Origin of the sequence: Blattabacterium cuenoti (genome assembly GCF_014252255.1) — a bacterium.
Lineage (GTDB): Bacteria > Bacteroidota > Bacteroidia > Flavobacteriales > Blattabacteriaceae > Blattabacterium > Blattabacterium cuenoti_J.
Genome location: NZ_CP059213.1, coordinates 497,056 through 522,253 on the forward strand (window position 1 = coordinate 497,056; position 25,198 = coordinate 522,253).

The following is a 25,198-nucleotide window of genomic DNA, read 5'->3' on the forward strand; positions in this document are numbered from 1 at the left end:
ATTATGATTAAAACTTTTAATGAAATTGGTTTCTTTCTAAGAAAATTTAAAAAATATTATAAATATAATAAAAATAAATATATTCCTAAATATTATAAAAATTGTTTTTTAGATTTAAAAAAAATTTTTCAAAAAATAACTATTAAAAATAGTTGGTTCAGAGAAGAAGATTTATTAATAAGTATTGATCAATGGGGAAATTCTCTCAAAGAAGAAAAATTAGAATCTTGGATTAATAAATATTCTTTAAAAAAAAAAAATTCAAAAACAGTTCTTGTTATTATGCCTGGAAATATACCAATAGTAGGATTTCATGATTTTTTATGTGTTTTATTATCAGGACATAATATTATTATTAAATTATCTGAAGAAGACAATTTATTATTTCCTTTTTTATGCAAAATTATAATAAATAAAAAATATATTTTAAAACATAAAATAAAATTTACAAAAAATATTTTTTCTGAAAAATTTGATTATGTTATAGCTAGTGGAAATAATAATACTGCACGTTATTTTGAATATTACTTTAGTAAATACCCTTTATTACTTAGAAAAAGTAAAATTTCTATTGCAATATTACAAGGAAATGAGAAAAAAGAAGAACTAATTAATCTAAATAAAGATATACTTACTTATTCTGGAAGGGGATGCAGAAATGTAGGAAAAATATTTATTCCTTATAATTATGATATTAATTTGATTTTAGAAAAATCATTTATATATGAATATGTAACAAAAAATTCTAAATATATAGATAATTATAAATATTTTCTTTCTATTTATACTATGAATAATATAATTTTTCAAAAAAATCATTTTCTTATTTTCAAAGAAGAACATAATTTTTTTAGTCCAATATCTGTTGTTTATTATGAATTTTATAATAATTTAAATCAATTAAAAAAAATTATTACAAATAATAATCAATATATACAATGTATTGTATCAAAAAATTTCTTAAAAAAAGAAATTCATTTTGGAAAAACACAATATCCAAAATTAGAAGATTATGCAGATGGAATTGATACAATTTTATTTTTAAATTAAAAAATTTTAATAAAAAGTTTATCTTTTCCAAGATTCATTTTTTTTAAAATTTTACCACCTATTTTCGGTGCTATTAAACCATTTTTTAATATTGTATCACATATAAAAATTCTACATTCATCCCATATGTTTTCTTTTATAAAACTTTCTAATGTTTTTTTTCCTCCTTCTACTATTAAGGATAGTATGTTTTTTTTATATAAAAAATTTAATATATTATTTATTATTTTTTTATCAAAAAAAATTTGAACATACTCTATATTTTTTTTATTTTTTTTATTTATTTCTGTAAAAATAATTGTTTTTTGTGTTCCATCTAAAATAAAATAAGAATTAGATATTCTTAATTTTTTATCCATAAAAATTCTAATAGGATTTTTACCAAACCATTTTCTAACATTTAATTTTGGATTATCATTTAATACTGTTTTTCTTCCTACTAAAATACTATCTTCTTCAGATCTCCATTTATGATTTAATTGTCTAGCATATATGTTACTAATCCAAGTTTTTTTTTTATTTATAGAATAAGAATCTATAAATCCATCGTAACTTTGAGCCCATTTTAAAATAACATAAGGACGATTTTTTTCATGAAAAGTAAAAAAACGTTTATTTAAAATACGACATTTATCTTTTAAAAAATTTTCTATAACTTCTATTCCAAATTCTTTTAATTTTTTTATTCCTAATCCACTAACCTTATCACAAGGATCTTGTACTCCAATTACAACTCTTGGTATATTATTTTTAATTATTAAATCAACACATGGAGGTGTTATTCCAAAATGAACACATGGTTCTAATGTAACATAAAGAGTGGAATTTAAAAATAAATCTTTATTTTTTATTTGTTGAATAGCATTTACTTCAGCATGATTCATTCCTTTTTTATAATGCCAACCTTCTGAAAGAATAAATCCATTTCTTTCTATAACACAACCAACCATAGGATTAGGAGATGTCATTCCAAATCCATTTTTAGCTAATTGAATAGCTCTCATCATAAAAAATTCTTCATGATTCATCAATTTTTGAATTCCATATTTTCCAAGATTCTTCCGCTTGAAGATATAACATTTCTAATCCATTTTTAATAAAAGCTCCTTTTTCCTCGGCTTTTTTTAAAAATAAAGTTTTACTTGGATTATAAATTAAATCATAAAAATAATGTTCTGAAGAAACATATTGATAAGGTAAAGAAGGACAAAAATTAATATTAGGAAATGTTCCTAAAGGAGTACAATTAATAATAATTTTATATTTTTCTAATAAATTTTTATTTATTTCTTCATAAACTAAAAAATCTTTTTTTCTAGTTCTAGAAATACATAAATATGGAATTTTTAATTTATTTAAAACAAATAAAATTGTTTTTGATACTCCACCAGTCCCTAAAACTAATGCTTTTAAGTTTTTTTTATAAGGTAATTTATTAATTCCCATTTTAAAGGATAATTCAAAACCTAAAACATCTGTATTATATCCAATTGTATGTCTATTTTTATCAATTTTAATAACATTAACAGATCCTATAATTTTTGCTTCTGTAACAATTTTATTTAAAAAAGGAATAATACTTATTTTATAAGGAGTAGTAACATTACATCCTTTTATAAGGTTATTTTTAAATATTAATAATACATTTTCTACTTTAGGTATATCAAAAATTTTATAATCTGTATAATAAATAGATTCTTTTTTAAATTTTTCTAAAAAAAATTTTCTTGAAAAAGAATAACTAATATTTTTTCCAATTAATCCAAAAATAAATTTTAAATTTTTTATTTTCATAAATAAAAAATGTTATTTAATATTTATTAAATTTTTATTCTTCTTTTTTAAGTTTCATACGTTCTCTATATATTGCTCTTAATATTTCATTTCTTCTTCCTTCAGAAGGTTTTATATATTGTTGTTTTTCTCTAAATTCTTTTAAAATACGAGTTTTATCAAATTTTTTTTTACATTTTTTTAAAGCCTTATCAATAGCTTCTCCTTCTCTAACTGTAGTAATTAAAACCATAAATTATTTAATTGAAAATTTTTTATTTATATGGACACTATCGGATTTGAACCGACGTCCTCTACTCTGTCAAAGTAGCGCTCTAAACCAACTGAGCTAAATGTCCTTTTAAAATCAACAAAATTAAGTATTTTTTAAAAATATAACGGATAATAATCTATTTTATTTCAAATATGTCCTGCAATATTTTTCAAAAATCTATAGAACATTTAAAAGGATTAAGTTTAAAAAAAGCTTATTTATTTAATAATGAATTAAATCTTTATACATACGAAGATTTGTTATTTTTTTATCCTAAAGGATATATACATTTATATACATTAAAAAATATATCAGAATTATCAAATAATAATAATAATAATTTTGTACAAATATTAGGAAATATAACGGATTTAAAAGAAATAAATTACAAAAAAGGAACAATATGGATTGCTCGTTTAGAAGATAAAACAGGTTTTATCGAATTAGTATGGTTTCAAAAAAATAATATATTAAAAAATATAAAAAAAAATACAAAAATAATAGTTTTTGGAAAAATTCAATTTTTTCAAAAAAAAATTCAAATTATTCATCCAAATATACAATTTTCAGAAAAAAAATATTCTATATATCCAGTTTATTCTATCCCTTATCATTTAAAAAAACAAGGAATTAATAATTTTTTTATGATTAATTTATTAAAAAACTTAATAGAAGAATCGAAAAATTATATAGAAAAATTTTTTTTTCAAAAATATATTAAAAAAAAATTAATGTCCAGAAAAAATGCTTTAATTCAAATTCATTTTCCAGAATCTTTAGAAAACTTATTTCAAGCGAAATATTCTTTAAAATTTGAAGAATTATTTTTATTAAAATTATTTTTTTTATCAAAAAAAAAAGTAATATATAGCAAACCATTTCCAAAAATAGGAAAAAATTTCCATAATTTTTATAAACATTTTTTACCTTTTACTTTAACAGAAGAACAAAAAAAAGTACTTAAAGAAATATGGAATGATTTAAAAAAACCTATTCAAATGAATAGATTATTACAGGGTGAAGTAGGTAGTGGTAAAACTATAATAGCTATATTATCAATGTTAATTGCTTTAGATAATGGATTTCAATCTTGTTTAATGGCTCCTACTGAAGTTCTAGCTATACAACATTATTCTTCTATCAAAGAAATGCTTTCAAAAATTGGAATTAAAATAGCTTTATTAACAAGTTCTACATCTGATTCTATACGAAAATGTCTTTATAATGAAACATTAACAGGAAAAATTTCAATTTTAATAGGAACTCATTCTCTAATTCAAGAAAAAGTTCAATTTAAAAATTTAGGATTAGCAATTATAGATGAAGAACAAAGATTTGGAGTAGAACAAAGAGATAAAATTTGGAAAAAAGAAAATAAGTTTCCTCATATTTTAATTATGACAGCTACACCTATTCCTAGAACATTAGCCAAGATTATTTATCATGATTTAAATATTTCCATTATTAAAAAATTGCCTTTAGGAAGAAAACCTATTAAAACTATTCATTTTTGGAATAAAAATAGAGAAAAAGCTTTTGAAATAGTAAAAAATCAAATTATAAAAGGAAGACAAATATATATTATATATCCTACTATAAATACTTCTTTAAAAAAAAAAAATATGAATTTAATGAAAGGATATCAAGAAATTCAAGAAAAATTTCAAAAAATAAAAAATAAAATTGGAATTTTACATGGAAAAATGAATTTTCAAGAAAAAAACATGCAAATGAACAAATTTTTACGTGGAGAAACTCAAATTTTAATAGCAACTACAGTTATAGAAGTAGGAGTGAATGTTCCAAACGCATCAGTTATTTTAATAGAAAATGCAGATTTTTTTGGATTATCTCAATTACATCAATTAAGAGGAAGAGTAGGAAGAGGTATACATCAAAGTTATTGTATACTTATTACTAATCCAAAAATAAGTATAGAAGGTTTTTTACGAATAAAAAAAATGTGTAAAACAAATGAAGGATTAGAAATTGCAAAAGAAGATTTAAAATTACGTGGAGAAGGAAATTTAATAGGGACGAAACAAAGCGGTAAAAATTATTTTCGTATTGTAAATCTTATAAAAGATTATAAATTAATCAAAGATGTTTTTCCAATTGCTACAAATTTTTTTCGAAAAAATCCTGATTTTTTTCAAAAAAGAAAAAATATTTTTCATAAAATCATAAGAAATAAAATTGGTATATGCTTTTGAATAGTTCTCAAAAAAAAATTATAGAAACTATCAATGGACCTATTCTTGTTATCGCTGGAGCAGGATCTGGAAAAACTCGTGTTATTACATATCGTATTGTTCATATGATTCAAAATATAGGAATTAATCCTTCTAATATTTTAGCTTTAACTTTTACTAAAAAAGCAGCTAAAGAAATGAAGAATAGAATTTCTAATATGATAGATAAAAAAAATCTTGAACAGATTACATTAGGAACTTTTCATTCTATATTTTCTCTTCTTTTAAGAAAAGAATCTCATTGGTTAGGATATAAATCAAATTATACAATTTATGATCAAAAAGATTCAGAAAATGTAATAAAAAAAATATTAGAGGATGTTAATTTAGATATTTCCTTAACTCCTAAAGAAATAAGAAGAATAATATCTGAATATAAAAACAACTTATATATAATAAATAATAAAAGTAATAAAAAATTAGAATGTTTATCTAAAATATATAAATTTTATATTAAACGATGTTTACAATCAGAAGCATTAGATTTTGATGATATTTTGTTACATACTAATCATTTATTTTATAAATTTCCAAATATTCTAAAAAAATATCAAAATAAATTTCAATATATATTAATTGACGAATATCAAGACACTAATTTATCTCAAAATAGAATTATAAAAAATTTAGCTTTTAAACATAAAAATCTTTTTGTTGTAGGAGATGATGCTCAAAGTATTTATGCTTTTCGGGGGGCAAATATTTCTAATATTTTAAATTTTCATATTGATTATAAAAATGCTAAAATTTTTCGTCTTGAACAAAATTATCGTTCTACTCATCATATAGTTCAAGCTTCTAATAATATTATTTCTTTTAATAAAAATCAAATTTTAAAAAAAATATGGACAAATAATGAAAAAGGAGAAAAAGTTAAAATATATTGTGCTTTTTCTGAAAAAGAAGAAGCACAATATATTGCTTCTTCTATTCTTTCAATCAAAAAAAAAACAAAATATCATTATGATAATTTTGCTATTCTTTATAGAGCAAATATGCAATCTAACATTATAGAATATGCATTAAAAGAAAAAAATATACCTTATGAAATTTATGGATCTATTTCTTTTGAAAAGAAAAAAGAAATAAGAGATTTTTTAGCCTATTTAAAAATTATTTCTAATTCAAATGATGAAGAATCTTTATTACGTATTCTAAAAAAAGAAAATAAAAAAACTATTAAAATTATATTAGAATTATCTAAAAAAACAAAAATTTCAGTTTATAAAATAATAAAATATATAGAAAATTATCAATATTTATTAAATATAAATATAAAAATAAAAAATAAACTTAAAAAATTAATTTTTGTAATAGAAAAATTACGTTTAAAAATAAAACAAAAAGATGCATGGATAATAGCAAAAGATATTGTAGATTTTTTATTAGAAAAAGATCCAAAAAATTATAAAAATGAAGATTTTCAATCTATACTTGATAATATATTTTATTATGTAAATGAACAAAAAAAATTACAAAAGAATGGAGATACTAGTTTATCAGGATTTTTACAATATTTTTATTTAGAAAGTAATATAAATCATGATAAAGATGAAAAAAATAAGGTTTCATTAATGACTATTCATTTATCAAAAGGATTAGAATTTTCTATTGTTTTTATTGCAGGATTAGAAGAAAATTTATTTCCTTCTAAATCCAGTTTTAATAATCAATTAAAATTAGAAGAAGAACGTCGTTTATTTTATGTAGCCTTAACTAGGGCTCAAAAAAAGGCCATATTAACTTATACAAAATATAGATTTTTATGGGGAGAAAGAAAAAAAAATATTCCTAGTCGTTTTATTTATGAATTGGATAAAAATTTTATTGATATAGAAAATAAAAATTCAACATCTTTTTTTATAGAAAAATTAGAAAAAAAAGAAATAAATTTTATAAAAAATAATAATAATTATCAAAAAAAAAATTTTCAAATAGGAGTGAAAGTTTTTCATAAAAATTTTGGAATAGGTACAATTGTAGATTTACAAAATGAAAATAAAATAGCTTTAATTAAATTTATAAAATCAGGAAAAAAAAGAATACTACTGAAATTAGAAAAACTGGTTATTTATTCATAAAAATTTAATTATGGATGATTTAAAAAAAGTTAAAATAAGTATTCATTTACAGAAAATTATTTTTTTTGTAGCTATTATTTTCTTTTTGATAAAATTAATTATTTCATATATTACTTCTTCACTTTCCATATTTAGTGACGCAATGGAAAGTTTAATAAATATAATTAGTGGATTTATTGGATTATGTAGTCTTTATATATCTTATTTACCTAAAGATCAAAATCATCCATATGGACATGGAAAAATAGAGTTTGTATCCACTGCAATTGAAGGTATTTTAATTTTTATTGTAGGAATAACTATTTTAATAAATACTTTAATACGTATTAAAAATCATATAAATGGAGTTGTTTTATCTCGATTAGATTATGGAATAATTTTAATGTTTTTTATTGCTATTATTAATTATTTATTAGGATTTTTAGCATGTAAAATAGGACAAAAAAATGGAACTTTAACATTAATAGCTAGTGGAAAACATCTTCAAATTGATACATATTCTACTTTTGGAATTGTTATTGGGTTAATTTTATTAAATATTACAAAATGTATATGGATAGATCCTATTATTTCTATTATTTTTTCATCCGTAATTTTATATACTGGATTAAAATTATTAAGAAATGCTGCAGCCGGAATAATGGATGAATCTGATAAAAAACTTTTAAAAAAATTGTCTTTTTATCTTAATAAAAAAAGAGATGTTCATTGGATAGATCTCCATCATTTAAAAGTTATTAAATACGGAAGTGCTTTACATGTAGATTGTCATTTAACGGTTCCATGGTTTTTTAATATAAAAGAGGCTAATAAAGAAGTTTATTTATTAACTCAATTAACAAAAAATAAATTTGGATCTAAAGTAGAATTATCTGTTTATGTTGAAGCTTGTACTAATAATCATTGTATATTTTGTTTTAATCATTCATGTAAAGTAAGAAAGAATTTTTTTCAAAAAAAAATTCTTTGGACTTTAAATAAAACATCGTATTATAATAAATAAATATAAAAATTTTTAGCTAATATTCTTAGATTTAGATCACATAAATATAAAAAATATGGAATATAATACTAATAGGTTAAAATTAGTGAGACCAGAATATGGTAGAAATATTCATAAAATGATAAATTATGCAATACAAATAAAAAATAGAAAAAAAAGAAATCGTTGTGCATGGGTAATTATAAAATTAATGACAGACTCTATTCATCCTAGATTAAAAAAATCAATTCCTTATTTTCAACATAAATTATGGAATCAATTATTTATTATGTCTAATTATAAATTAGATATAGATACACCTTTTCCTAAACCAAAACCAAAAAAAATAAAAGAATTATCTTATAAAAAAGTAGTATATCCTAAATATTTAAATGATTTTAAATATTATGGAAAAATAATTAGAAATATGATACATGTAGCAGTACATTGTAAAAATGTACAAAAAAAAGAAGGATTATTTTATGCAATAGCTAATACTATGAAAAAAAATTATTTAAGATGGAATAAAAATATAGTGGAAGATAATATTATTTTTAAAGATTTAAAAGAAATTTCAAAAGGAAAAATATGTTTAATAAATACAGATCCATTATTACAATGTTCTCATATTTTAAAATATAAAAGAAAAAAAATTTTAAAAAGAAAAAAAGAAAAAGTTATATAATTTATTAAAAATAAATGGGAATTTTTAAAATAAAAGGTGGATTCCCTTTAAAAGGAGAAATAAAACCGCAAGGAGCAAAAAATGAATCATTACAAGTTTTATGTGCTGTATTATTAACTTCAGATGAATTAAGAATTAAAAATATTCCCGAAATAGGAGATGTTAAATGTTTAATGAAAATACTTGAAAACTTAGGAGTTATAATAAAAAAAAATAATATTGGAGATTATACTTTTCAAGCAAAAAATATAAATCTTGAATATTTAAATACAAAAAAATTTTTAGAATATGGAAAATTAATTAGAGGATCTATTATGATAGCAGGTCCTTTACTTACTAGATTTGGTAAAGTTTGTATTCCTATACCTGGAGGAGATAGAATAGGAAGAAGAAGATTAGATCCTCATTTAACAGGATTAAAATTATTAGGCAGCCATATATCTTATAATCATGAATATAAATATTTTCATTTGCATACAAATAATAAAAATTTAAATGGAAATTATATTCTTATGGAAGAAGCTTCCGTAACTGGAACAGCAAATATTATAATGGCGGCAACTTTAGCTAAAGGAGAAACAACTATTTATAATGCTGCTTGTGAACCATATATTCAACAATTATGCAAATTGTTAAATAAAATGGGATCTAAAATAATAGGAATAGGATCTAATTTAATTCATATCATAGGAGTCAAAAAATTAGTAGGAGATTGTATTCATACTATATTGCCTGATATGGTAGAAATAGGAAGTTGGATAGGATTATCTGCTATTACTTGTTCTGAAATAAGAATTAAAAATGTTAGTTGGAATAATTTAGGAATTATTCCAATAACATTTCAAAAAATGGGTATTAAATTAGAAAAAGAAAAAGATGATATATACATACCATCACAAAAATCTTATAAAATTAAAAAGTTATTAAATAATGCAATATTAACAATATCTGATTCTCCATGGCCTGGATTAACTCCAGATTTATTAAGTATTTTAACAGTAGTAGCTACTCAAGCACAAGGAAGTGTTTTAATACACCAAAAAATGTTTGAAAGTAGATTATTTTTTGTAGATAAACTTATTGAAATGGGAGCGCAAATTATATTATGTGATCCTCATAGAGCAACTATCATTGGATTAAATCATAAATCTTATTTAAGAGGTTCTATATTAAATTCTCCAGATATAAGAGCAGGAATATCTCTTTTAATAGCAGCTCTTTCTGCTAAAGGAACTAGTATTATTAAAAATATAGAACAAATAGATAGAGGATATGAAAATATAGATCAAAGATTACGATTTTTAGGAGCAAATATTTTAAGAATAGAATAGTTAATAATACAATTTTATTTCTATTAAAAATATTTTCATAAAAATTAAAAATAAAAAAAAATAAAAGAAAAACACAAAAATTCGTAATTTTAGAATATAAAAATATGAACATGCAATAATCAAAATAAATATTATTATATTTTGTTTTATGCATTTGTATATCAAAAATAATTTTTTTTTATAAAAAAATATAATTTCATGACACTATATAAAAATAAATAAATGAAAAAAAATCCAGAAAAAATAATAATGAAAAATTATGGAAAAATTTGAATATATAACTAAAGAAGGATTAATAAAATTGCAAAAAGAAATAGAAAGACTAGAAAATATAGAACGTCCAAAAATATCTATGCAAATAGCAGAAGCAAGAGATAAAGGAGATATTTCAGAAAATGCAGAATATGATGCAATCAAAGAAGCACAAGGATTCTTAGAAATGAATATAGCTAAGTTAAAAAAAAAATTATCTAACGCACGTATTATAGATGGATCACAAATAAATAAAAATAGAGTATCTATTCTTTCTACAGTAAGAGTAAAAAATTTAACTTATGGAGGAGAACAAATATATACTTTAGTTCCAGAAGGAGAAGCTGATTTAAAATCAGGAAAAATATCTATTAATACTCCTATATCTACAGGATTATTAGGAAAACAAGTAGGACAAATTGCTCATGTTAAATTACCTAATAAAATGATATTGGATTATGAAATTTTAGAAATAGCATTTAGTGAATAAAAATATTTTTCAAAAAATAATTAATCATGAAATTTCTTCTTATAAAGTAGCAGAAGATTATGATCATTTAGCTTTTTTAGATATTTATCCTATAAAAATAGGACATACTTTAGTTATCCCAAAAAAAAGTGATAAAGATAAAATTTTTTCTCTTTCTGAAAAAGAATTTCTTTCTATTATGTCTTTTACTAGAAAAGTATCTTTAGGTATAGAAAAAATAATTCCGTGTAATCGTGTAGGTATATTCGTTATGGGATTCGAAATTTCTCATATACATATTCATCTTATTCCTATGGATAAAGAAAGTGATGGAAATTTTTCAAAAAAAAGAATTCCTTTATCTGAAAAAAAATTTCAAATTTTATCACAAAAAATAAAAAAATATATTAAAATATAATTTTATCAATTATTATAATCAAATAAAATTTTTAAACCTTTTATTGTATGTAATTTATCTTTAATATGAATTTTTTTTGTTAAAGGTGTATATATATGGGAAAGTCCCCCAGTAGCAATAACAAAACAATTTGTTTTCAATTCTTCATTCACTCTATTAATTAATCCTTCTACCATGCTTAAATAACCATAAATAATTCCACTTTGAATACATGTCTCTGTATATAATCCTAATATACTAGGAGGTTTTTTTAGTTCTATTTGTGATAATTGAGCGGTATTTCCAATTAATGCCGTTAAAGAACTATTTACTCCTGGAGCAATAATAATACCTTTAAGTATTCCATTTGTATCAATACAAGTTAAACTTAATGCAGTTCCAAAATCAACTACTAAAGTTGTATTTTTATTATTATTATATAATGTATATGCAGCTATAGCATTTGCATATAAATCTGATCCTAATTGATGAGAATAATGTTTTATAGGAGAAGATGAATATCTATCTACTATTAAAGGTTTAATTTTGTGTATTTCATATAAAGATTGTTCTACAATGTTTGTAAGTGGAGGAACTACTGATCCAATTACAATATTTTGTATTAATTGAGATAAAATACCATATTGGTGATATATATTTCTAAATAATAAAATATATTCATCTAATGATCTATATGGTGTACTATTAATAATCCATGATCGATTACATTTTAAATTATAATGATTATTATTAAATAATCCAAAACGAATACTAGAATTTCCAATATTTATTGTTAATAACATGATTCATTATTAAATAATAAAAACGTATTTTGAATCAATTAATTATTTAATCTATTTTTTTCACTTATATAAAAACTTTAATTTATATCATAATAATATTGTATTTAATAATTTAATATTTGCAATTTTTTCATATTCATTATATGTTTATAAATAATAATATCTACAAAAAAATAAATTTTAAAATAAAAGGTAAAGGAATTCCAATTGTTTTATTACATGGATTTATGGAAAGTTTAGAAGTATGGAATGATATATATTTAGATATTTCTAATGAATATAAGGTTATTTTAATTGATCTTCCAGGTCATGGTAAAAGTTTTTCATTAAAAAATGATACTATTTTTAGTATGGAAAAAGCAGCAGAATTTGTAAAAATAATTATAGAAAAAGAAAATATAAAAAAAGCATTTTTTATTGGTCATTCTATGGGAGGATATATTGCTTTAGCTTTATCAGAAAAATATCCAGAAATATTTTTGGGATTATGTTTACTTCATTCTACAGCAGAATCAGATTCTGATATAAAAAAAAAAATACGTATGCAGTCTATAAAATTAGCAATTAATAATTATTCTATGTTTATAGATAGAAGTATAAATAAATTATTTAATCCTAATGAATTATTTTCTTTAAAAGAAAAGATTTTTTTTATAAAAAAAATAGCTTTATCTACAAAAATAAATAGTGTAATTTCTTTTTTAAAAGGAATGTCTATTCGAATAGATAGAAAATTTTTATTAAAAAAAACAAAATTTCCAAAATTATATATAATTGGTTTATATGATTTAATTCTTGATGTACGAAAAATATGTCAAGAAGCTAAAAATGGAAATAAAACTTATTTTATTAAAATTCCTACAGGTCATATGGGACATATAGAAAAACCTAAAGAAATAATAAAAATATTAAAAAAATTTATAAATAATATAATTTTTCAATAATTATATTATTTGATAATAATGAATAAAAAAAAATTACGTGAAAAATATTTTCTTTATAGACAGTCATTATCTAAAAAAGAAGTTTTTAAAAAAAGTTTTGAAATCTTTTTAAGATGTAAAAAAATATTATTTATTTGGGTAAAAAAATATTATCATATTTTTTTACCTATACAAAAATATAAAGAAGTAAATACATTTATAATTATCAATTTTTTATTAAAAAAAGGAAAATATATAACTATACCTTATTCTAATTTTCATCATCTTTCGATAGAAAATTGTTTTTTTAATAAAAATATTTTATTAAAAAAAAATAATTATGGAATTTTTGAACCTATTCCTTCACATAAATATATAGTTTCACCTTATTTAATTGAAGTTATATTTATTCCATTATTAATTTTTGATTTAAAAGGGTATAGAATAGGCTATGGAAAAGGTTTTTATGATAGATTTATTTTTTTATGTAAAAAAAATGTTTTAAAAATAGGTTTAAGTTTTTTTTATCCTGTAAAAAAAATTACGGATATTCATAAATATGATTTATCAATAGATATAGGTATAACACCAGATCATATTTTTTTTTTAAAAAAAATTAATAAATAAAAACTTTAAATATATCCCAAATAATAATCATTATCATAATTAAACTAATTATTATAAATCCAAAAATAGTACTACGTTCAATAATTTCTTCATTAATTTTCTTTTTTGTGATTATTTCTATTAAAATGAAAAATATATAACCTCCATCTAATGATGGAATAGGAAATAAATTTAAAAAAGCTAACCAAATAGATAAAGTAGCAGTTAAAGTCCAAAAAATATCCCAATTCCATTTAGAAGGAAATTCTTTTGCCATAGAAAAAAAACTTCCTATTTGTTTATAGGCTTTAGTTTCTATATGAAAAACATTTTTAAAAAAAAATATTTGATTTTTTAAAACATCTAAAGATTTTATAATTCCATGAGGAATACTTTCAAAAAAAGAATAATTCTTTTTTTGAAATGAAAAAATTTTATCTAAATCCATAAAATTTTTTAAATAAATTCCCAAAATTCCTTTTGAATCTAAAAAAATTTTTTTTTGAATAAAATTTCCATCTCTATTAATTGAGATTATTATATTATTATTCTTATATTTTAATAATAAATCCTTTAATTGATCAGAAAACGAAACAAATTCCGAATTAATAGATAATATTTCATCATTATTTTTTAATCCATATTTTTCTGCTTTTGAATTTTTAATAATACAATTTATAATAGGAGGAACACGAGGTTTAATAAAAAAACTAATTTCTTTTCTATCAAAAATAAATTTTTTTTTATTATTATTTAATGATAATTTTATTATTTTTCCCATACGATCTATAGTAATAGAATTTCCTAAAATAATTTCTTTAGGAATTTCATTGAAATATGGAACATATTTATCATTTACAAATAAAATTGTATCTCCATTTTTTAATCCTATTTTTTCTCCTAAAGAATCGACTTCTATTCCATATTTAACATTTTTTGTAGGAAGATATGTTTCTCCATATTTAAATAATAAACAAGAAAAAATAAAAATAGATAATAATATATTAGAAATAATTCCTCCAGAAATAATTAATAATCTTTTAATTGCTGATTTTGAATAAAATTTCCAATTTTTATCAATTTCATTTTTTGATGAAATATTTTTTTTATCTTTCATCATTCCAGATATTTTTATATATCCACCTAAAGGCAACCACCCAATACCATAAATAGTATGTCCTATCTTTTTTTTAAAAATAGAAAACCAAGGATCAAAAAATAAAAAAAATTTTTCAACTCTTACTTTAAAAATTTTAGCTATAAGAAAATGACCTAATTCATGAATAAAAATTAGTATAGAAATACTAAGAAGTAATTGTATAGATTTAACCAAAATAGATATCATTTATAAATAATAAAAAATAAATTTAAACCTTTATTTTATTTTTTTTTATTACTAAAAATTTATTTTCTATTTTTCTTTTTTAAAAAATAAAATATATAAACTTTGAATTTATCTAATCTTAAAAAAGGAGAAAAAGGAATTATTAAGGGTTATAAATATAAAAATGAAGATTTTCCTATTAAATTGTTAGAATTAGGTGTTTTGCCTGGAGTAAAATTTGAAATACTTTTTGTTTCTATTTTTTATGATCCATTATGCATAATTTATAATCAATCTTGTTTGATTTTACGTAGAAAAGAAGCTGAGAATATAATAATAGAACCTTTAAAAAAATGCAAAAAATAAAATTAGCACTGATTGGAAATCCAAATGTAGGAAAAACTTCTTTATTTAATCAATTAACTGGACTTAATCAAAAAGTTGGAAATTATTTAGGAGTTACAGTCGATAAAAAAATTGGACATTTTTATTATGAAAATATACATTATAAAATTATCGATCTTCCTGGAACTTATAGTATATATCCTTCATCTGAAGATGAAGAAGTAGTTAGTAAACTACTTAATAATATTGATGATTTAGACTATCCAGATAAAATTATGGTTATAGCAGATTCTTCCAATCTAAAAAAAAGTCTTCTTTTATTTAGACAAATACAAGATTTAGGATTTCCTGTTTTATTTATACTAAATATGCTAGATGAGGCAAAAAAAAAAGGAATATTTATTAATATAGATAAATTAAAAAAAATTCTTACAACAGAAATTGTTTTAATTAATGCAAGAAAAGGAATAGGATTGGAACAAATGAAAAAAAAAATCAAAAATTTATATAAAAAAGAAACAAAAAAATATTATTTTTTTAATCCAGGATTACGTTATTCTATTGCTATTAATGATGTAAAAAATAGTTACAATAATTGTAAAATTAATACTTATAAAGCTTGGTATTATTTAGTATATAATGGAAAATCATTACAAAAAGATGATTTATTAAAATTAAATAAAATAAAAAAAAAACATAATATTATATCTAAAAGATTGCAAATAAAAGAAACATTAGACAGATATGAAGAAATAGAAAAAATTTTATCTAAAACAGTTTCTAAATTAGTTTTAGATAAAAAACAAAATTATTTAGAATTTTCAAAAAAAATAGATAATGATTTAATTCTTCATCCTTTTTGGGGGTATTTTATTTTTTTCTTTTTTTTATTTTTCATTTTTCAATGTGTTTTTTTCTGGTCCGAAATACCTAAAAAATTTATAGAATTTTTTTTTTCTTTTATTCAAAAAAAATTAGAAAATATTTATCCAGGGCCTTTAAATAACTTTCTATTACAAGGAATAATACCTGGTATTAGTACTATTATTACTTTTATTCCACAAATTTTTATATTACTATTTTTTCTTCTTCTTATGGAAGAAAGTGGATACATAAGTAGAGTAATTTTTTTAATGGATAGAATTATGCGTCCTTTTGGATTAAATGGAAAGAGTGTTGTTCCTCTTTTATCTAGTATATCTTGTGCTATTCCAGCTATAATGTCATCTAGACATATTGAAAATTCAAGAGATCGTTTAATTACTATTTTAGCTATTCCTTTTATGACTTGTTCTGCAAGATTACCTGTTTATACTTTAATTATATCTTTAATTATACCGGATTATAGATGGTATTTTATTCAATTAAGAGGAATAGCTCTTATGTCTATGTATTTATTAGGTATTATATCTGCTTTAGGTGTATCAATGATTTTACATAAATGTTTAAAAAACAATTATAAAAGTCATCTTATTATGGAAATACCTACTTATAAATTTCCTGTATTTAAAAATATATTAATTACTTTATGGATAAATATTAAATCATTTATTATAAATGCAGGTAAAATGATTTTATTAATAAATATATTAATTTGGGTTTTAGGAAATTTTGGACCTTCAGATAATTTTTCAAATAAAAAATCAATTATATTGAAATATATACAAAAAAAAGAATTATCTCATTCATATTTAGGTCTTATTGGAAAAAAAATAGAACCAATTATTCATCCATTAGGATATGATTGGAAAATTGGAATAGGATTATTATCATCTTTTGTTGCAAGAGAAGTTTTTGTTAGTACTATGTCTTCTGTCTATAAAATAGAAAAAAAAGAAAATTTTTTAAAAGAAAAAATGAAAAAAGAAATTTTGTATAATACAAAAAAACCTATTTATAATTTAGCAACAGGAATTTCTTTATTATTTTTTTATGCATTTTCTATGCAATGTATGAGTACTTTATCTGTAATAAAAAAAGAAACAAAATCTTGGAAGTGGCCAATAATACAATTTATTTTTATGACTATATTATCTTATATAACTTCATTTATGACATATCAAATTTTAAAATAAAATAATATGTATCAATACATAATAATAGGAATATTATTTTTATATTCAATTATTTTTTTGATAAAAAAAATTATAAATTATTTTTTTGATAAAAAAAATTTATGTCAAAAAAAATGCAATTGTAAATTATAAAAAAATTATATTATTTATTCATTTTTTTAATAGAAAAATTAATACAATCTTTAAAAAAATCAGATAAAGATATTCCAGCTATTTTTAATTGTTGTGGAAAAATACTTTCTTTTGAAAGACCTGGAACTGTATTAAGTTCTAAAAAAAAAGGTTCTCCATTTACAATAATATATTCAGATCTAGATATTCCCGATAAATTTAAATAATTATATACTTTTTTTGCAACTTTTTTTATTTTATTTTGAATATTTGGAAGAAATTTAGCTGGTGTGATTTCTTGAGATTTCCCAGAATATTTAGATTCAAAATCAAAAAAATCATTATGACTAATTATTTCTGTGATAGGTAAAACAAAAGTTTCATTTTTGAATGAAAAAACACCTACTGACACTTCTCTTCCTTTAAGAAAGGATTCAATAATAATTTCTTCATCTTCTATAAATGCTTTCTCTATTGCATTAGATAAATCTTTTTCTTCATAAACTTTACTAATTCCTATACTTGATCCAGATCGATTAGGTTTAACAAAACAAGGAAGTCCTACTTTTTTTAAAATTTTATTTTGACAAATAGTTTGATTTTTATTTAAAAAAATAGATATAGCAGTATTAATACCAAAATGTTTTAATAGAGTTAAACAATATTTTTTATTAAAAGTCATATTAGCATGATGAAAGTTACATCCTGTATAAGGAATTTTTAATAATTCAAAATAAGCTTGTAATATTCCATCTTCACCTGGAGTTCCATGAATAGCATTAAATACACAATCAAAATGTATTTTATTTTCTACTACAGAAAAAGAAAAATCATATTTATCAATAGGATATTCTTTATTTTTTTCATCTTTAACAAACCATTTATCTTTAAATATATATACTTTATAGGGTATAAATTCTTTTCTGCATAAATTTTCATAAACTACTTTTCCACTTTTTATCGAAATTGCAGATTCTTTTGTATATCCACCCATTATAACAGCAATTTTTTTCATGATTTACTTTTCTTATTTTTCAATTTTTATTGAATATAAAAATGATTTTTTATATTTAAATAAATATTTTTTTGTATGAATTATTCAAAATATTTTGTAATATTCATTATTAATTTATTAATATCCATATTTTTTTTATACAAAATTACTAGACTTGCATTAAAGTGGGTTGATATTTATACTAAACATGGTTCTTATGTTGTTGTTCCTAATTTGCGTTATTTGACTTTATCTCAATCTATATCTATTTTAAAAAAATTAGGATTAAAATATGATCTAGATGGATTACGTTATAATTCTAATTTGATGAATAATAAAATAATATCCTTTTCTCCAGAAGCTGGTGATCATGTAAAAGAAGGGAGACATATATATTTACAAGTATATTCTAAATCAAAATATCCTACTATTATTTTACCAAAAATCATAAATAAAAACAAATATATTGCAATAAAATTACTTCATGATAACCATATTCCAATTAAAGAAATTAAATATATTAATGATTTTTCTAAAGATATTGTTATTAAAATTGTTTATGAAAATAAATTAATCCAATATGGATACATTTTTCCTTATAATAAAAATCAAAAAGGAATCACTTTAATTATTGGAAAAGGATATGAAAAAAATAATTTAATAGTTCCAAATGTAATTGGAATGTCATTACAATCTGCAAATTTGATTTTAAAAGAAAAATTTTTTCATATTATTAATTTTTATTATGACAAATCAATAATATCCCCTGATCAAAATGCAAAAGTATATCGTCAAAAACCATATCCTGGAGAAATTCAAAATAAAAACAAATCTGTTGATCTATGGTTAACTTCAAAGGAAATATTTGATAATCTAAAAATAGAAAAAAAGAAAGAAGAAGAGAAGAAAGAAGAAGAGAAGAAAGGAGAAGAGAAGAAAGGAGAAGAGAAGAAAGGAGAAGAGAAGAAAGGAGAAGAGAAGAAAGGAGAAGAGAAGAAAGGAGAAGAGAAGAAAGGAGAAGAAAAGAAAGGAGAAGAAAAGAAAGGAGAAAAAAAGAAAGGAGAAGAAAAGAAAGGAGAAAAAAAGAAAGGAGAAAAAAAGAAAGGAGAAAAAAAGAAAGGAGAAGAAAAGAAAGGAGAAAAAAAGAAAGGAGAAAAAATATTATACTTACGAAGTAAATGAATAAATCAACACTAATTAAAATTATTGTAAATAAAAACCAAAAAGAAATCCGTATTGATAAATTTTTAAAAAAAAAAATAAAAAATATTAGTAGAAATCAAATTCAAAAATATGCAACATTAGGAAACATTATAGTAAATAAAAAAATTATAAAAAAAAACTATAAAATAAAGCCTTTGGATTTTATTGAAATAAAAATTTCAACACCTACTACTACTATTTTAGATTATTTAGAATATAAAAATATTAATGCAGAAAAAATCAATCTAAATATTATTCATGAAGACGAAGATATTATTGTTATAAATAAACCTGCAGGAATGGTAGTACATCCTGGATTTGGAAATGAAACAGGAACATTAATTCATGGAATTAAATATTATTTGAATCATTCAAATTTAAATAATTTTAATTTATATAGATGTGGATTAGTTCATAGATTAGACAAAGATACATCAGGTTTATTAGTTTTAGCTAAAAATGAATATTCTCAAAATCATTTATTGCAACAATTTTATTATAAAACAATTCAAAGAAAATACATAGCTTTAATATGGGGTAATTTAATTCAAGAAAAAGGAACTATTACTGGTTTTATTGGAAGAGATCCTAAAAATAGAAAAAAAATGACAATCTTTAAAGAAGATCATAAAAATAGAGGAAAATATTCTATTACACATTATAAAGTATTAGAAAGATTTAAATATTTAACATATATTATTTGTAATATAAAAACGGGAAAAACACATCAAATAAGAGCTCATTTTAAATATTTAGGACATCCATTATTTCATGATTCTATTTATGGAGGAAATAAAATTTTTATGAAAAAACAATGTTCAAATAAAAAGATAAAATTTTTAAACAACTGTTTAAAAATTTTAAAAAGACAAGCATTACATGCTATTTCTCTTTCTTTTATTCATCCTAAAAATGGAAAATGTCATTTTTTTTGTCCAATACCTAAAGATTTCAAAACAGTTTTAGAAAATTGTAGAAATATACTTTTATAACAAAGTTCCACGTAAAAGAATATAAGATATAGAAAAGTATATTATTAATCCAATAACATCAACTAATGTTGCAACAAAAGGTGCAGAAGAACTAGCAGGATCTCCTATAAATTTTTTAATTATAAAAGGTAACATAGCTCCACTCAAAGTCCCCCATAAAACTACTCCAATTAAAGATAAAAAAACAGTTAATCCAACTAACATCCAATGATGTCCATAATTAAAAAAATGAATTTTATGCCAAGCAATTATACGAATAAATCCAGTCAATCCTAAAATACTACCTAAAAAAAAACCACAAATAATTTCTCTTCGCATAACAATCCACCAATCTTTTATTTTTACCTCTCCTAAAGCCATTGCTTGAATAATTATGCTAGCTGCTTGAGATCCACTATTTCCTCCACTTGAAACAACTAAAGGAATAAATAAAGCAAGTACTACTGCTTTTTCAATAAAACTTGAAAATTTTTGCATAACTGTTGTTGTTAACATTTCTCCAATAAACAATAAAATTAACCATCCTGCTCTTTTTTTAATTAATCTATATAAAGGTTCATTTAAATATGATGAATTTAATAATGTTTTTTTTTCTATTTCTCCTATTTTTTTAATATTTTCTCTATAATTTTCATTTAATACCCATAAAATATCATCTATTGTTACTATTCCTAATAAAAAATTATGATCATCAATAACTGGAATAGAAAGTCTATTATTTCTAGAAAATATTTTACAAGCTTCTTCTTCTGTATCTGTAAGATTAAAAGAAGTATAAAATCGATTATTTTCCATTAAATTATATACTTTTTTATTTGGATCTATTAATAAAAATTCTTTAATTTTTATATCATATATTAATTTTCCTTTTTTATCAATAATATAAATAATTTCTATTATATTACTATTTTTTACTTCTTTTCGTATATAATCTAAAACTTTTTGGATTTTCCAAGTTTTTGGAATAGCAATATAATATGGGCCCATTAAACGTCCTATACTATTTTTAGGATATCCTAGTGATATTAATATTTTACATTTTTCTTCTATACTTAAATATTTAATTAAATTTTTTAATAAATTTTTAGGAATTTTTTCTAAAAAAGAAATACGATCATTTACTGATAAATTATTTAATATTTCCATTTTTTTAATAGAAGGTAACTCTTGTATAATTTTTTTTTTTATAGAAAAATCCAATTGTTTAAAAACAGAAATAGATTTATATAATTTTAATAAATTAAATATTTTAATAACATCATTTGGATAATGATGAATAATTTTTATTAAACTACTAATAGTTTGATTATTTAAAAATTCATCATTATTTAAATAATATTGATACTTATTAAACATTTTTTTCTTTTTTTATAGAAATTTTTTTCTGAATATTTATATGTTATATATTCGATATATTCATTATATGAAGTTTACTGTATAAAAGTTAAAATTACGTAATCATTGCAATTTTTATATAAAAAAATTTAAAATGGAATATAATTTTAAAGAAATAGAAAAACGTTGGCAAATATATTGGAAAAAATATAATATTTTTTTTACTAAAGAAAATGAAAAAAATAAAAAATATTATATTTTAAATATGTTTCCTTATCCTTCTGGAGCAGGACTACATATTGGTCATTGTTTAGGTTATATTGCGTCAGATATTTATGCAAGATATAAACGTGCAAGAGGATATAATGTTTTAATGCCCATAGGATTTGATTCTTTTGGATTACCAGCAGAACAATATGCAATACAAACAGGAAAACATCCTTATAATACCACGATTCAAAATTCAAAAAAATATAAAAATCAAATGGATCAAATAGGTATTTCTTTTGATTGGAATCGTAAATTTTTCACTAGTGATCCAAATTATTATCGTTGGACTCAATGGATGTTTATTCAAATTTTTAATTCTTGGTATGATAAAAATTGTGAAAAAGCTAAACCTATAAATCTTTTAATTGAAGAATTTTATAAAAATGGAAATAATTTTATTAATGCAAGTACTTCTTATAAGTATAAATTTAATTCAAAAATATGGAAAAAATTAAATTTTTACGAAAAAGAATCTATTCTTTTAAACTATAGGTTAGCTTTTTTATGTAAAAATATTGTTAATTGGTGTCCAGGATTAGGAACTGTTTTAGCTAATGATGAAATTAAAAATGGAAAAAGTCAAAGAGGGGGATATCCAGTTTATAAAAAAAAAATGTTACAATGGCATATAAGAATTAGTGCATATGCAGAAAGGCTTATAAAAGGATTAAATTTAATTAACTCTTCTCTATCTCTTAAAAAATTACAATTAAATTGGATAGGAAAATCAAAAGAAATTTCTTTACAATTAAAAATTGTATACACTATTAATAATATTGATAAAATTGAATTATTTATTTCATTTCCAGAAATGATATTTGGAATGACTTTTATTATTTTATCTCCAGATCATCCACTTGTAACTAAAATTAGTGTTCCTTTTCATAAGGAAAAGGTTTTAACATATTTAATGCAAAAACTTGATTCTGATGAATATATAAAAAAACCTTCTGGAATTTTTACAGGAAATTATGTTTTTCATCCCATTATTAAAAATAAAAAAATTCCTATTTATATTAGTAGTTTTTTTTCTATCAATAAAAAAATAAAATCTATGATAGGAATTCCTGTATATGAAGAAAAATGTAATATTTTTGCTAAAAAATTTAAATTAGAAATTATTCAAGTTTTTGAAAAAAATGATATATGTATTAATTCTGATTTATTAAATGGATTAAATAAAAAACAAGCAAGAGAAAAAATTATAAAAATATTAATAGAAAAAAAAATAGGTAAACAAAATATTACGTATAAAATACGTGATGCTATTTTTTCTAGACAAAGATATTGGGGAGAACCAATTCCTATTTATTTTAAAAATAAAATTCCAAAAACAATTCCTGTAGATAAATTACCAATTATTTTACCAAAAATAAATAATTATCATCCAAAAAACGGAAAATCTTCATTAATTAGAGCAAAAAATTGGGCATGGGATGAAAAAAATATGAAAATAGTTTCAAATACATTAATTGATTATAAAAATATATTTCCAATAGAAACAAATACAATGCCAAGTTGGGCCGGATCTAGTTGGTATTTTTTAAGATATATGGATGTTCATAATAACAAATTTTTTCTTGATAAAAAAAAAGAAAATTATTGGAAAAATATTGATTTATATATTGGAGGATCAGAACATAGTACTGGACATTTAATTTATGCAAGATTTTGGCATAAATTTTTAAAGGATAGAGGATGGGTTACAACTGAAGAACCTTTTAAAAAGGTATTAAATCAAGGAATGATTCTAAATTATTCTGCTTTTATACTCAAAATTATAGGAGAAAATACTTTTATTTCTTATGGATTAAGAAAAAAGAAAAAAAATGTTTTATTTCAAGAAATTTATGTAGATATTTCCTTAATAAGGAATAATAAAGAATTAGATATAGAAAAATTTAAAAAAAATAAACCAGAATTTCGTTTTTCAACTTTCCTTTTAGAAGGAGAAATTTTTCTTTGTAAAAGAAAATTAGAAAAAATGTCTAAATCTAAATATAATGTAATTAATCCTGATGATATTTGTAATAAATATGGATCAGATATATTTAGAATGTATGAAATGTTTTTAGGTCCTATTACTCAATCTAAACCTTGGAATGATGAAAAAATAAATGGAATTAAAAATTTTATAAATAAATTTTGGCGTTTATTTCATAATAATAATAAATTTCAAGTTAGTGAAATAAATCCAACATTTAAAGAATTACAAATTTTACATCATAATATTAAAAATATACAGGATAAAATAGAATCTTTTTCTTTCAATACATCAATTAGTTCATTGATGATTTTTGTAAATGAATTAACCATATTAAAATGTAATAAAAGAAAAATATTGGAACCTTTAGTTCAATTAATAGCACCTTTTTCTCCTCATATAGCTGAAGAATTATGGTTTAAATTAGGAAAAAATAAATCTATTATTCATTATTTAATTCCTAATTTTCATCCAAAATATCTAATAATAGATAAAATTATCTATCCTATTATGTTTAATGGAAAATTAAAGTTTACAGAAAAATTTAATTCTAATATTTCAATAAAAGAAATAAAAAATCAAATTTTAAATCATTATAAAATAAAATCTTTTTTACAAGAAAAAAAAATAAAAAAAATAATTATAATTCCTAAAAAAATAATAAATATTTTACATGATTAAATCATC

General features: G+C 20.5%; 22 protein-coding genes and 1 tRNA gene. 15 read left to right on the forward strand and 8 right to left on the reverse strand.

Annotated features, from left to right (window positions below):
• The first annotated feature begins 3 nt into the window (after positions 1-3).
• On the forward strand, positions 4-1,050 hold the full coding sequence (locus H0H41_RS02430; protein WP_185872116.1) for an acyl-CoA reductase: 1,047 nt from the start codon (positions 4-6) through the stop codon (positions 1,048-1,050).
• On the opposite strand, the gene ribD is transcribed toward H0H41_RS02430, so the two are convergent.
• The 4 genes from ribD to H0H41_RS02450 form a co-directional block, all read right to left on the reverse strand.
• Entirely contained in the window at positions 1,047-2,078 is a 1,032-nt protein-coding gene (ribD, locus tag H0H41_RS02435) for a bifunctional diaminohydroxyphosphoribosylaminopyrimidine deaminase/5-amino-6-(5-phosphoribosylamino)uracil reductase RibD (protein ID WP_185872117.1), read from the reverse strand. The genes H0H41_RS02430 and ribD overlap by 4 nt on opposite strands.
• Positions 2,068-2,844, reverse strand: coding sequence for a shikimate dehydrogenase family protein (locus tag H0H41_RS02440; RefSeq protein ID WP_185872118.1), 777 nt, complete (start codon positions 2,842-2,844; stop codon positions 2,068-2,070). Before H0H41_RS02440 ends, ribD begins: the two co-directional genes overlap by 11 nt.
• Positions 2,845-2,878: 34 nt before the next feature.
• Complete coding sequence (rpsU, locus tag H0H41_RS02445) at positions 2,879-3,076, reverse strand: 30S ribosomal protein S21 (RefSeq protein WP_185872119.1); 198 nt, start codon at positions 3,074-3,076, stop codon at positions 2,879-2,881.
• Positions 3,077-3,107: 31 nt separating this feature from the next.
• Positions 3,108-3,182 (reverse strand) — tRNA-Val (locus H0H41_RS02450).
• A 67-nt stretch (positions 3,183-3,249) separates the two neighbouring features.
• Between H0H41_RS02450 and recG the strand changes: the two genes are divergently transcribed.
• The 7 genes from recG to H0H41_RS02485 all read left to right on the forward strand — a co-directional run bounded on the left by recG (position 3,250) and on the right by H0H41_RS02485 (position 11,567).
• Positions 3,250-5,310 carry an ATP-dependent DNA helicase RecG gene (gene recG, locus H0H41_RS02455; RefSeq protein WP_185872120.1) on the forward strand — a complete coding sequence of 687 codons (2,061 nt, stop codon included), beginning with the start codon at positions 3,250-3,252 and terminating at the stop codon, positions 5,308-5,310.
• Entirely contained in the window at positions 5,301-7,430 is a 2,130-nt protein-coding gene (locus H0H41_RS02460) for an ATP-dependent helicase (RefSeq protein WP_185872121.1), read from the forward strand. The genes recG and H0H41_RS02460 overlap by 10 nt, the downstream gene beginning before the upstream one ends.
• Before the next feature lie 10 nt (positions 7,431-7,440).
• Positions 7,441-8,433 (forward strand): cation diffusion facilitator family transporter, encoded by a 993-nt coding sequence (locus H0H41_RS02465; protein ID WP_185872122.1) that lies wholly within the window; start codon positions 7,441-7,443, stop codon positions 8,431-8,433.
• A 55-nt stretch (positions 8,434-8,488) separates the two neighbouring features.
• The gene (locus H0H41_RS02470) at positions 8,489-9,097 is read left to right on the forward strand and encodes a DUF4290 domain-containing protein (protein ID WP_185872123.1); all 609 of its coding nucleotides are present in this window, start codon (positions 8,489-8,491) and stop codon (positions 9,095-9,097) included.
• Between the two features lie 14 nt (positions 9,098-9,111).
• On the forward strand, positions 9,112-10,428 hold the full coding sequence (murA, locus tag H0H41_RS02475) for a UDP-N-acetylglucosamine 1-carboxyvinyltransferase (RefSeq protein ID WP_185872124.1): 1,317 nt from the start codon (positions 9,112-9,114) through the stop codon (positions 10,426-10,428).
• 259 nt (positions 10,429-10,687) lie between these two features.
• On the forward strand, positions 10,688-11,170 hold the full coding sequence (greA, locus tag H0H41_RS02480) for a transcription elongation factor GreA (protein WP_185872125.1): 483 nt from the start codon (positions 10,688-10,690) through the stop codon (positions 11,168-11,170).
• On the forward strand, positions 11,163-11,567 hold the full coding sequence (locus H0H41_RS02485; RefSeq protein ID WP_185872126.1) for an HIT family protein: 405 nt from the start codon (positions 11,163-11,165) through the stop codon (positions 11,565-11,567). Before greA ends, H0H41_RS02485 begins: the two co-directional genes overlap by 8 nt.
• 5 nt (positions 11,568-11,572) lie before the next feature.
• Here H0H41_RS02485 and H0H41_RS02490 read toward each other — a convergent pair whose 3' ends face one another.
• Positions 11,573-12,349: a type III pantothenate kinase gene (locus H0H41_RS02490; protein WP_185872127.1), complete on the reverse strand. Its 777-nt coding sequence runs from the start codon at positions 12,347-12,349 to the stop codon at positions 11,573-11,575.
• A gap of 143 nt (positions 12,350-12,492) precedes the next feature.
• Between H0H41_RS02490 and H0H41_RS02495 the strand changes: the two genes are divergently transcribed.
• Complete coding sequence (locus H0H41_RS02495; protein WP_185872128.1) at positions 12,493-13,293, forward strand: alpha/beta fold hydrolase; 801 nt, start codon at positions 12,493-12,495, stop codon at positions 13,291-13,293.
• Positions 13,294-13,311: 18 nt separating this feature from the next.
• On the forward strand, positions 13,312-13,899 hold the full coding sequence (locus tag H0H41_RS02500; RefSeq protein ID WP_185872129.1) for a 5-formyltetrahydrofolate cyclo-ligase: 588 nt from the start codon (positions 13,312-13,314) through the stop codon (positions 13,897-13,899).
• Here the strand turns inward: H0H41_RS02500 and rseP are convergent.
• Entirely contained in the window at positions 13,889-15,223 is a 1,335-nt protein-coding gene (gene rseP, locus H0H41_RS02505; RefSeq protein ID WP_185872130.1) for an RIP metalloprotease RseP, read from the reverse strand. The two genes, H0H41_RS02500 and rseP, sit on opposite strands and share 11 nt — an antisense overlap.
• Positions 15,224-15,325: 102 nt before the next feature.
• Here rseP and H0H41_RS02510 point away from each other — a divergent pair, with 102 nt between their 5' ends.
• The gene (locus tag H0H41_RS02510) at positions 15,326-15,568 is read left to right on the forward strand and encodes a FeoA family protein (RefSeq protein ID WP_185872131.1); all 243 of its coding nucleotides are present in this window, start codon (positions 15,326-15,328) and stop codon (positions 15,566-15,568) included.
• Positions 15,556-17,622, forward strand: a complete 2,067-nt coding sequence (gene feoB, locus H0H41_RS02515; RefSeq protein ID WP_185872132.1) for a ferrous iron transport protein B — start codon at positions 15,556-15,558, stop codon at positions 17,620-17,622. The genes H0H41_RS02510 and feoB overlap by 13 nt, the downstream gene beginning before the upstream one ends.
• A gap of 142 nt (positions 17,623-17,764) precedes the next feature.
• On the opposite strand, the gene H0H41_RS02520 is transcribed toward feoB, so the two are convergent.
• A complete protein-coding gene (locus H0H41_RS02520) occupies positions 17,765-18,748 on the reverse strand; it encodes a D-alanine--D-alanine ligase (RefSeq protein WP_185872133.1) in 984 nt (327 codons plus the stop codon).
• A gap of 75 nt (positions 18,749-18,823) precedes the next feature.
• Between H0H41_RS02520 and H0H41_RS02525 the strand changes: the two genes are divergently transcribed.
• Entirely contained in the window at positions 18,824-19,909 is a 1,086-nt protein-coding gene (locus tag H0H41_RS02525; RefSeq protein WP_185872134.1) for a PASTA domain-containing protein, read from the forward strand.
• Positions 19,906-20,922 (forward strand): RluA family pseudouridine synthase, encoded by a 1,017-nt coding sequence (locus tag H0H41_RS02530; protein ID WP_185872135.1) that lies wholly within the window; start codon positions 19,906-19,908, stop codon positions 20,920-20,922. The genes H0H41_RS02525 and H0H41_RS02530 overlap by 4 nt, the downstream gene beginning before the upstream one ends.
• On the opposite strand, the gene mgtE is transcribed toward H0H41_RS02530, so the two are convergent.
• Complete coding sequence (gene mgtE / locus H0H41_RS02535; RefSeq protein ID WP_185872136.1) at positions 20,917-22,278, reverse strand: magnesium transporter; 1,362 nt, start codon at positions 22,276-22,278, stop codon at positions 20,917-20,919. The genes H0H41_RS02530 and mgtE overlap by 6 nt on opposite strands.
• Before the next feature lie 133 nt (positions 22,279-22,411).
• Here mgtE and leuS point away from each other — a divergent pair, with 133 nt between their 5' ends.
• Positions 22,412-25,192 (forward strand): leucine--tRNA ligase, encoded by a 2,781-nt coding sequence (leuS, locus tag H0H41_RS02540; RefSeq protein ID WP_185872137.1) that lies wholly within the window; start codon positions 22,412-22,414, stop codon positions 25,190-25,192.
• The last annotated feature ends 6 nt before the right edge of the window (positions 25,193-25,198 follow it).

What these genes read in the sequence shown, in the direction of transcription:
- H0H41_RS02530 (WP_185872135.1), top strand. Translation starts at nt 19,906, where the DNA reads ATGAATAAATCAACACTAATTAAAATTATTGTAAATAAAAACCAAAAA.
- recG (WP_185872120.1), top strand. Translation starts at nt 3,250, where the DNA reads ATGTCCTGCAATATTTTTCAAAAATCTATAGAACATTTAAAAGGATTA.
- feoB (WP_185872132.1), top strand. Translation starts at nt 15,556, where the DNA reads ATGCAAAAAATAAAATTAGCACTGATTGGAAATCCAAATGTAGGAAAA.
- H0H41_RS02465 (WP_185872122.1), top strand. Translation starts at nt 7,441, where the DNA reads ATGGATGATTTAAAAAAAGTTAAAATAAGTATTCATTTACAGAAAATT.
- mgtE (WP_185872136.1), bottom strand. Translation starts at nt 22,278, where the DNA reads ATGTTTAATAAGTATCAATATTATTTAAATAATGATGAATTTTTAAAT.
- H0H41_RS02440 (WP_185872118.1), bottom strand. Translation starts at nt 2,844, where the DNA reads ATGAAAATAAAAAATTTAAAATTTATTTTTGGATTAATTGGAAAAAAT.
- H0H41_RS02490 (WP_185872127.1), bottom strand. Translation starts at nt 12,349, where the DNA reads ATGTTATTAACAATAAATATTGGAAATTCTAGTATTCGTTTTGGATTA.
- H0H41_RS02430 (WP_185872116.1), top strand. Translation starts at nt 4, where the DNA reads ATGATTAAAACTTTTAATGAAATTGGTTTCTTTCTAAGAAAATTTAAA.
- rseP (WP_185872130.1), bottom strand. Translation starts at nt 15,223, where the DNA reads ATGATATCTATTTTGGTTAAATCTATACAATTACTTCTTAGTATTTCT.
- leuS (WP_185872137.1), top strand. Translation starts at nt 22,412, where the DNA reads ATGGAATATAATTTTAAAGAAATAGAAAAACGTTGGCAAATATATTGG.
- H0H41_RS02470 (WP_185872123.1), top strand. Translation starts at nt 8,489, where the DNA reads ATGGAATATAATACTAATAGGTTAAAATTAGTGAGACCAGAATATGGT.
- ribD (WP_185872117.1), bottom strand. Translation starts at nt 2,078, where the DNA reads ATGAATCATGAAGAATTTTTTATGATGAGAGCTATTCAATTAGCTAAA.
- murA (WP_185872124.1), top strand. Translation starts at nt 9,112, where the DNA reads ATGGGAATTTTTAAAATAAAAGGTGGATTCCCTTTAAAAGGAGAAATA.
- H0H41_RS02520 (WP_185872133.1), bottom strand. Translation starts at nt 18,748, where the DNA reads ATGAAAAAAATTGCTGTTATAATGGGTGGATATACAAAAGAATCTGCA.
- H0H41_RS02525 (WP_185872134.1), top strand. Translation starts at nt 18,824, where the DNA reads ATGAATTATTCAAAATATTTTGTAATATTCATTATTAATTTATTAATA.
- H0H41_RS02500 (WP_185872129.1), top strand. Translation starts at nt 13,312, where the DNA reads ATGAATAAAAAAAAATTACGTGAAAAATATTTTCTTTATAGACAGTCA.
- rpsU (WP_185872119.1), bottom strand. Translation starts at nt 3,076, where the DNA reads ATGGTTTTAATTACTACAGTTAGAGAAGGAGAAGCTATTGATAAGGCT.
- H0H41_RS02495 (WP_185872128.1), top strand. Translation starts at nt 12,493, where the DNA reads ATGTTTATAAATAATAATATCTACAAAAAAATAAATTTTAAAATAAAA.
- H0H41_RS02460 (WP_185872121.1), top strand. Translation starts at nt 5,301, where the DNA reads ATGCTTTTGAATAGTTCTCAAAAAAAAATTATAGAAACTATCAATGGA.
- greA (WP_185872125.1), top strand. Translation starts at nt 10,688, where the DNA reads ATGGAAAAATTTGAATATATAACTAAAGAAGGATTAATAAAATTGCAA.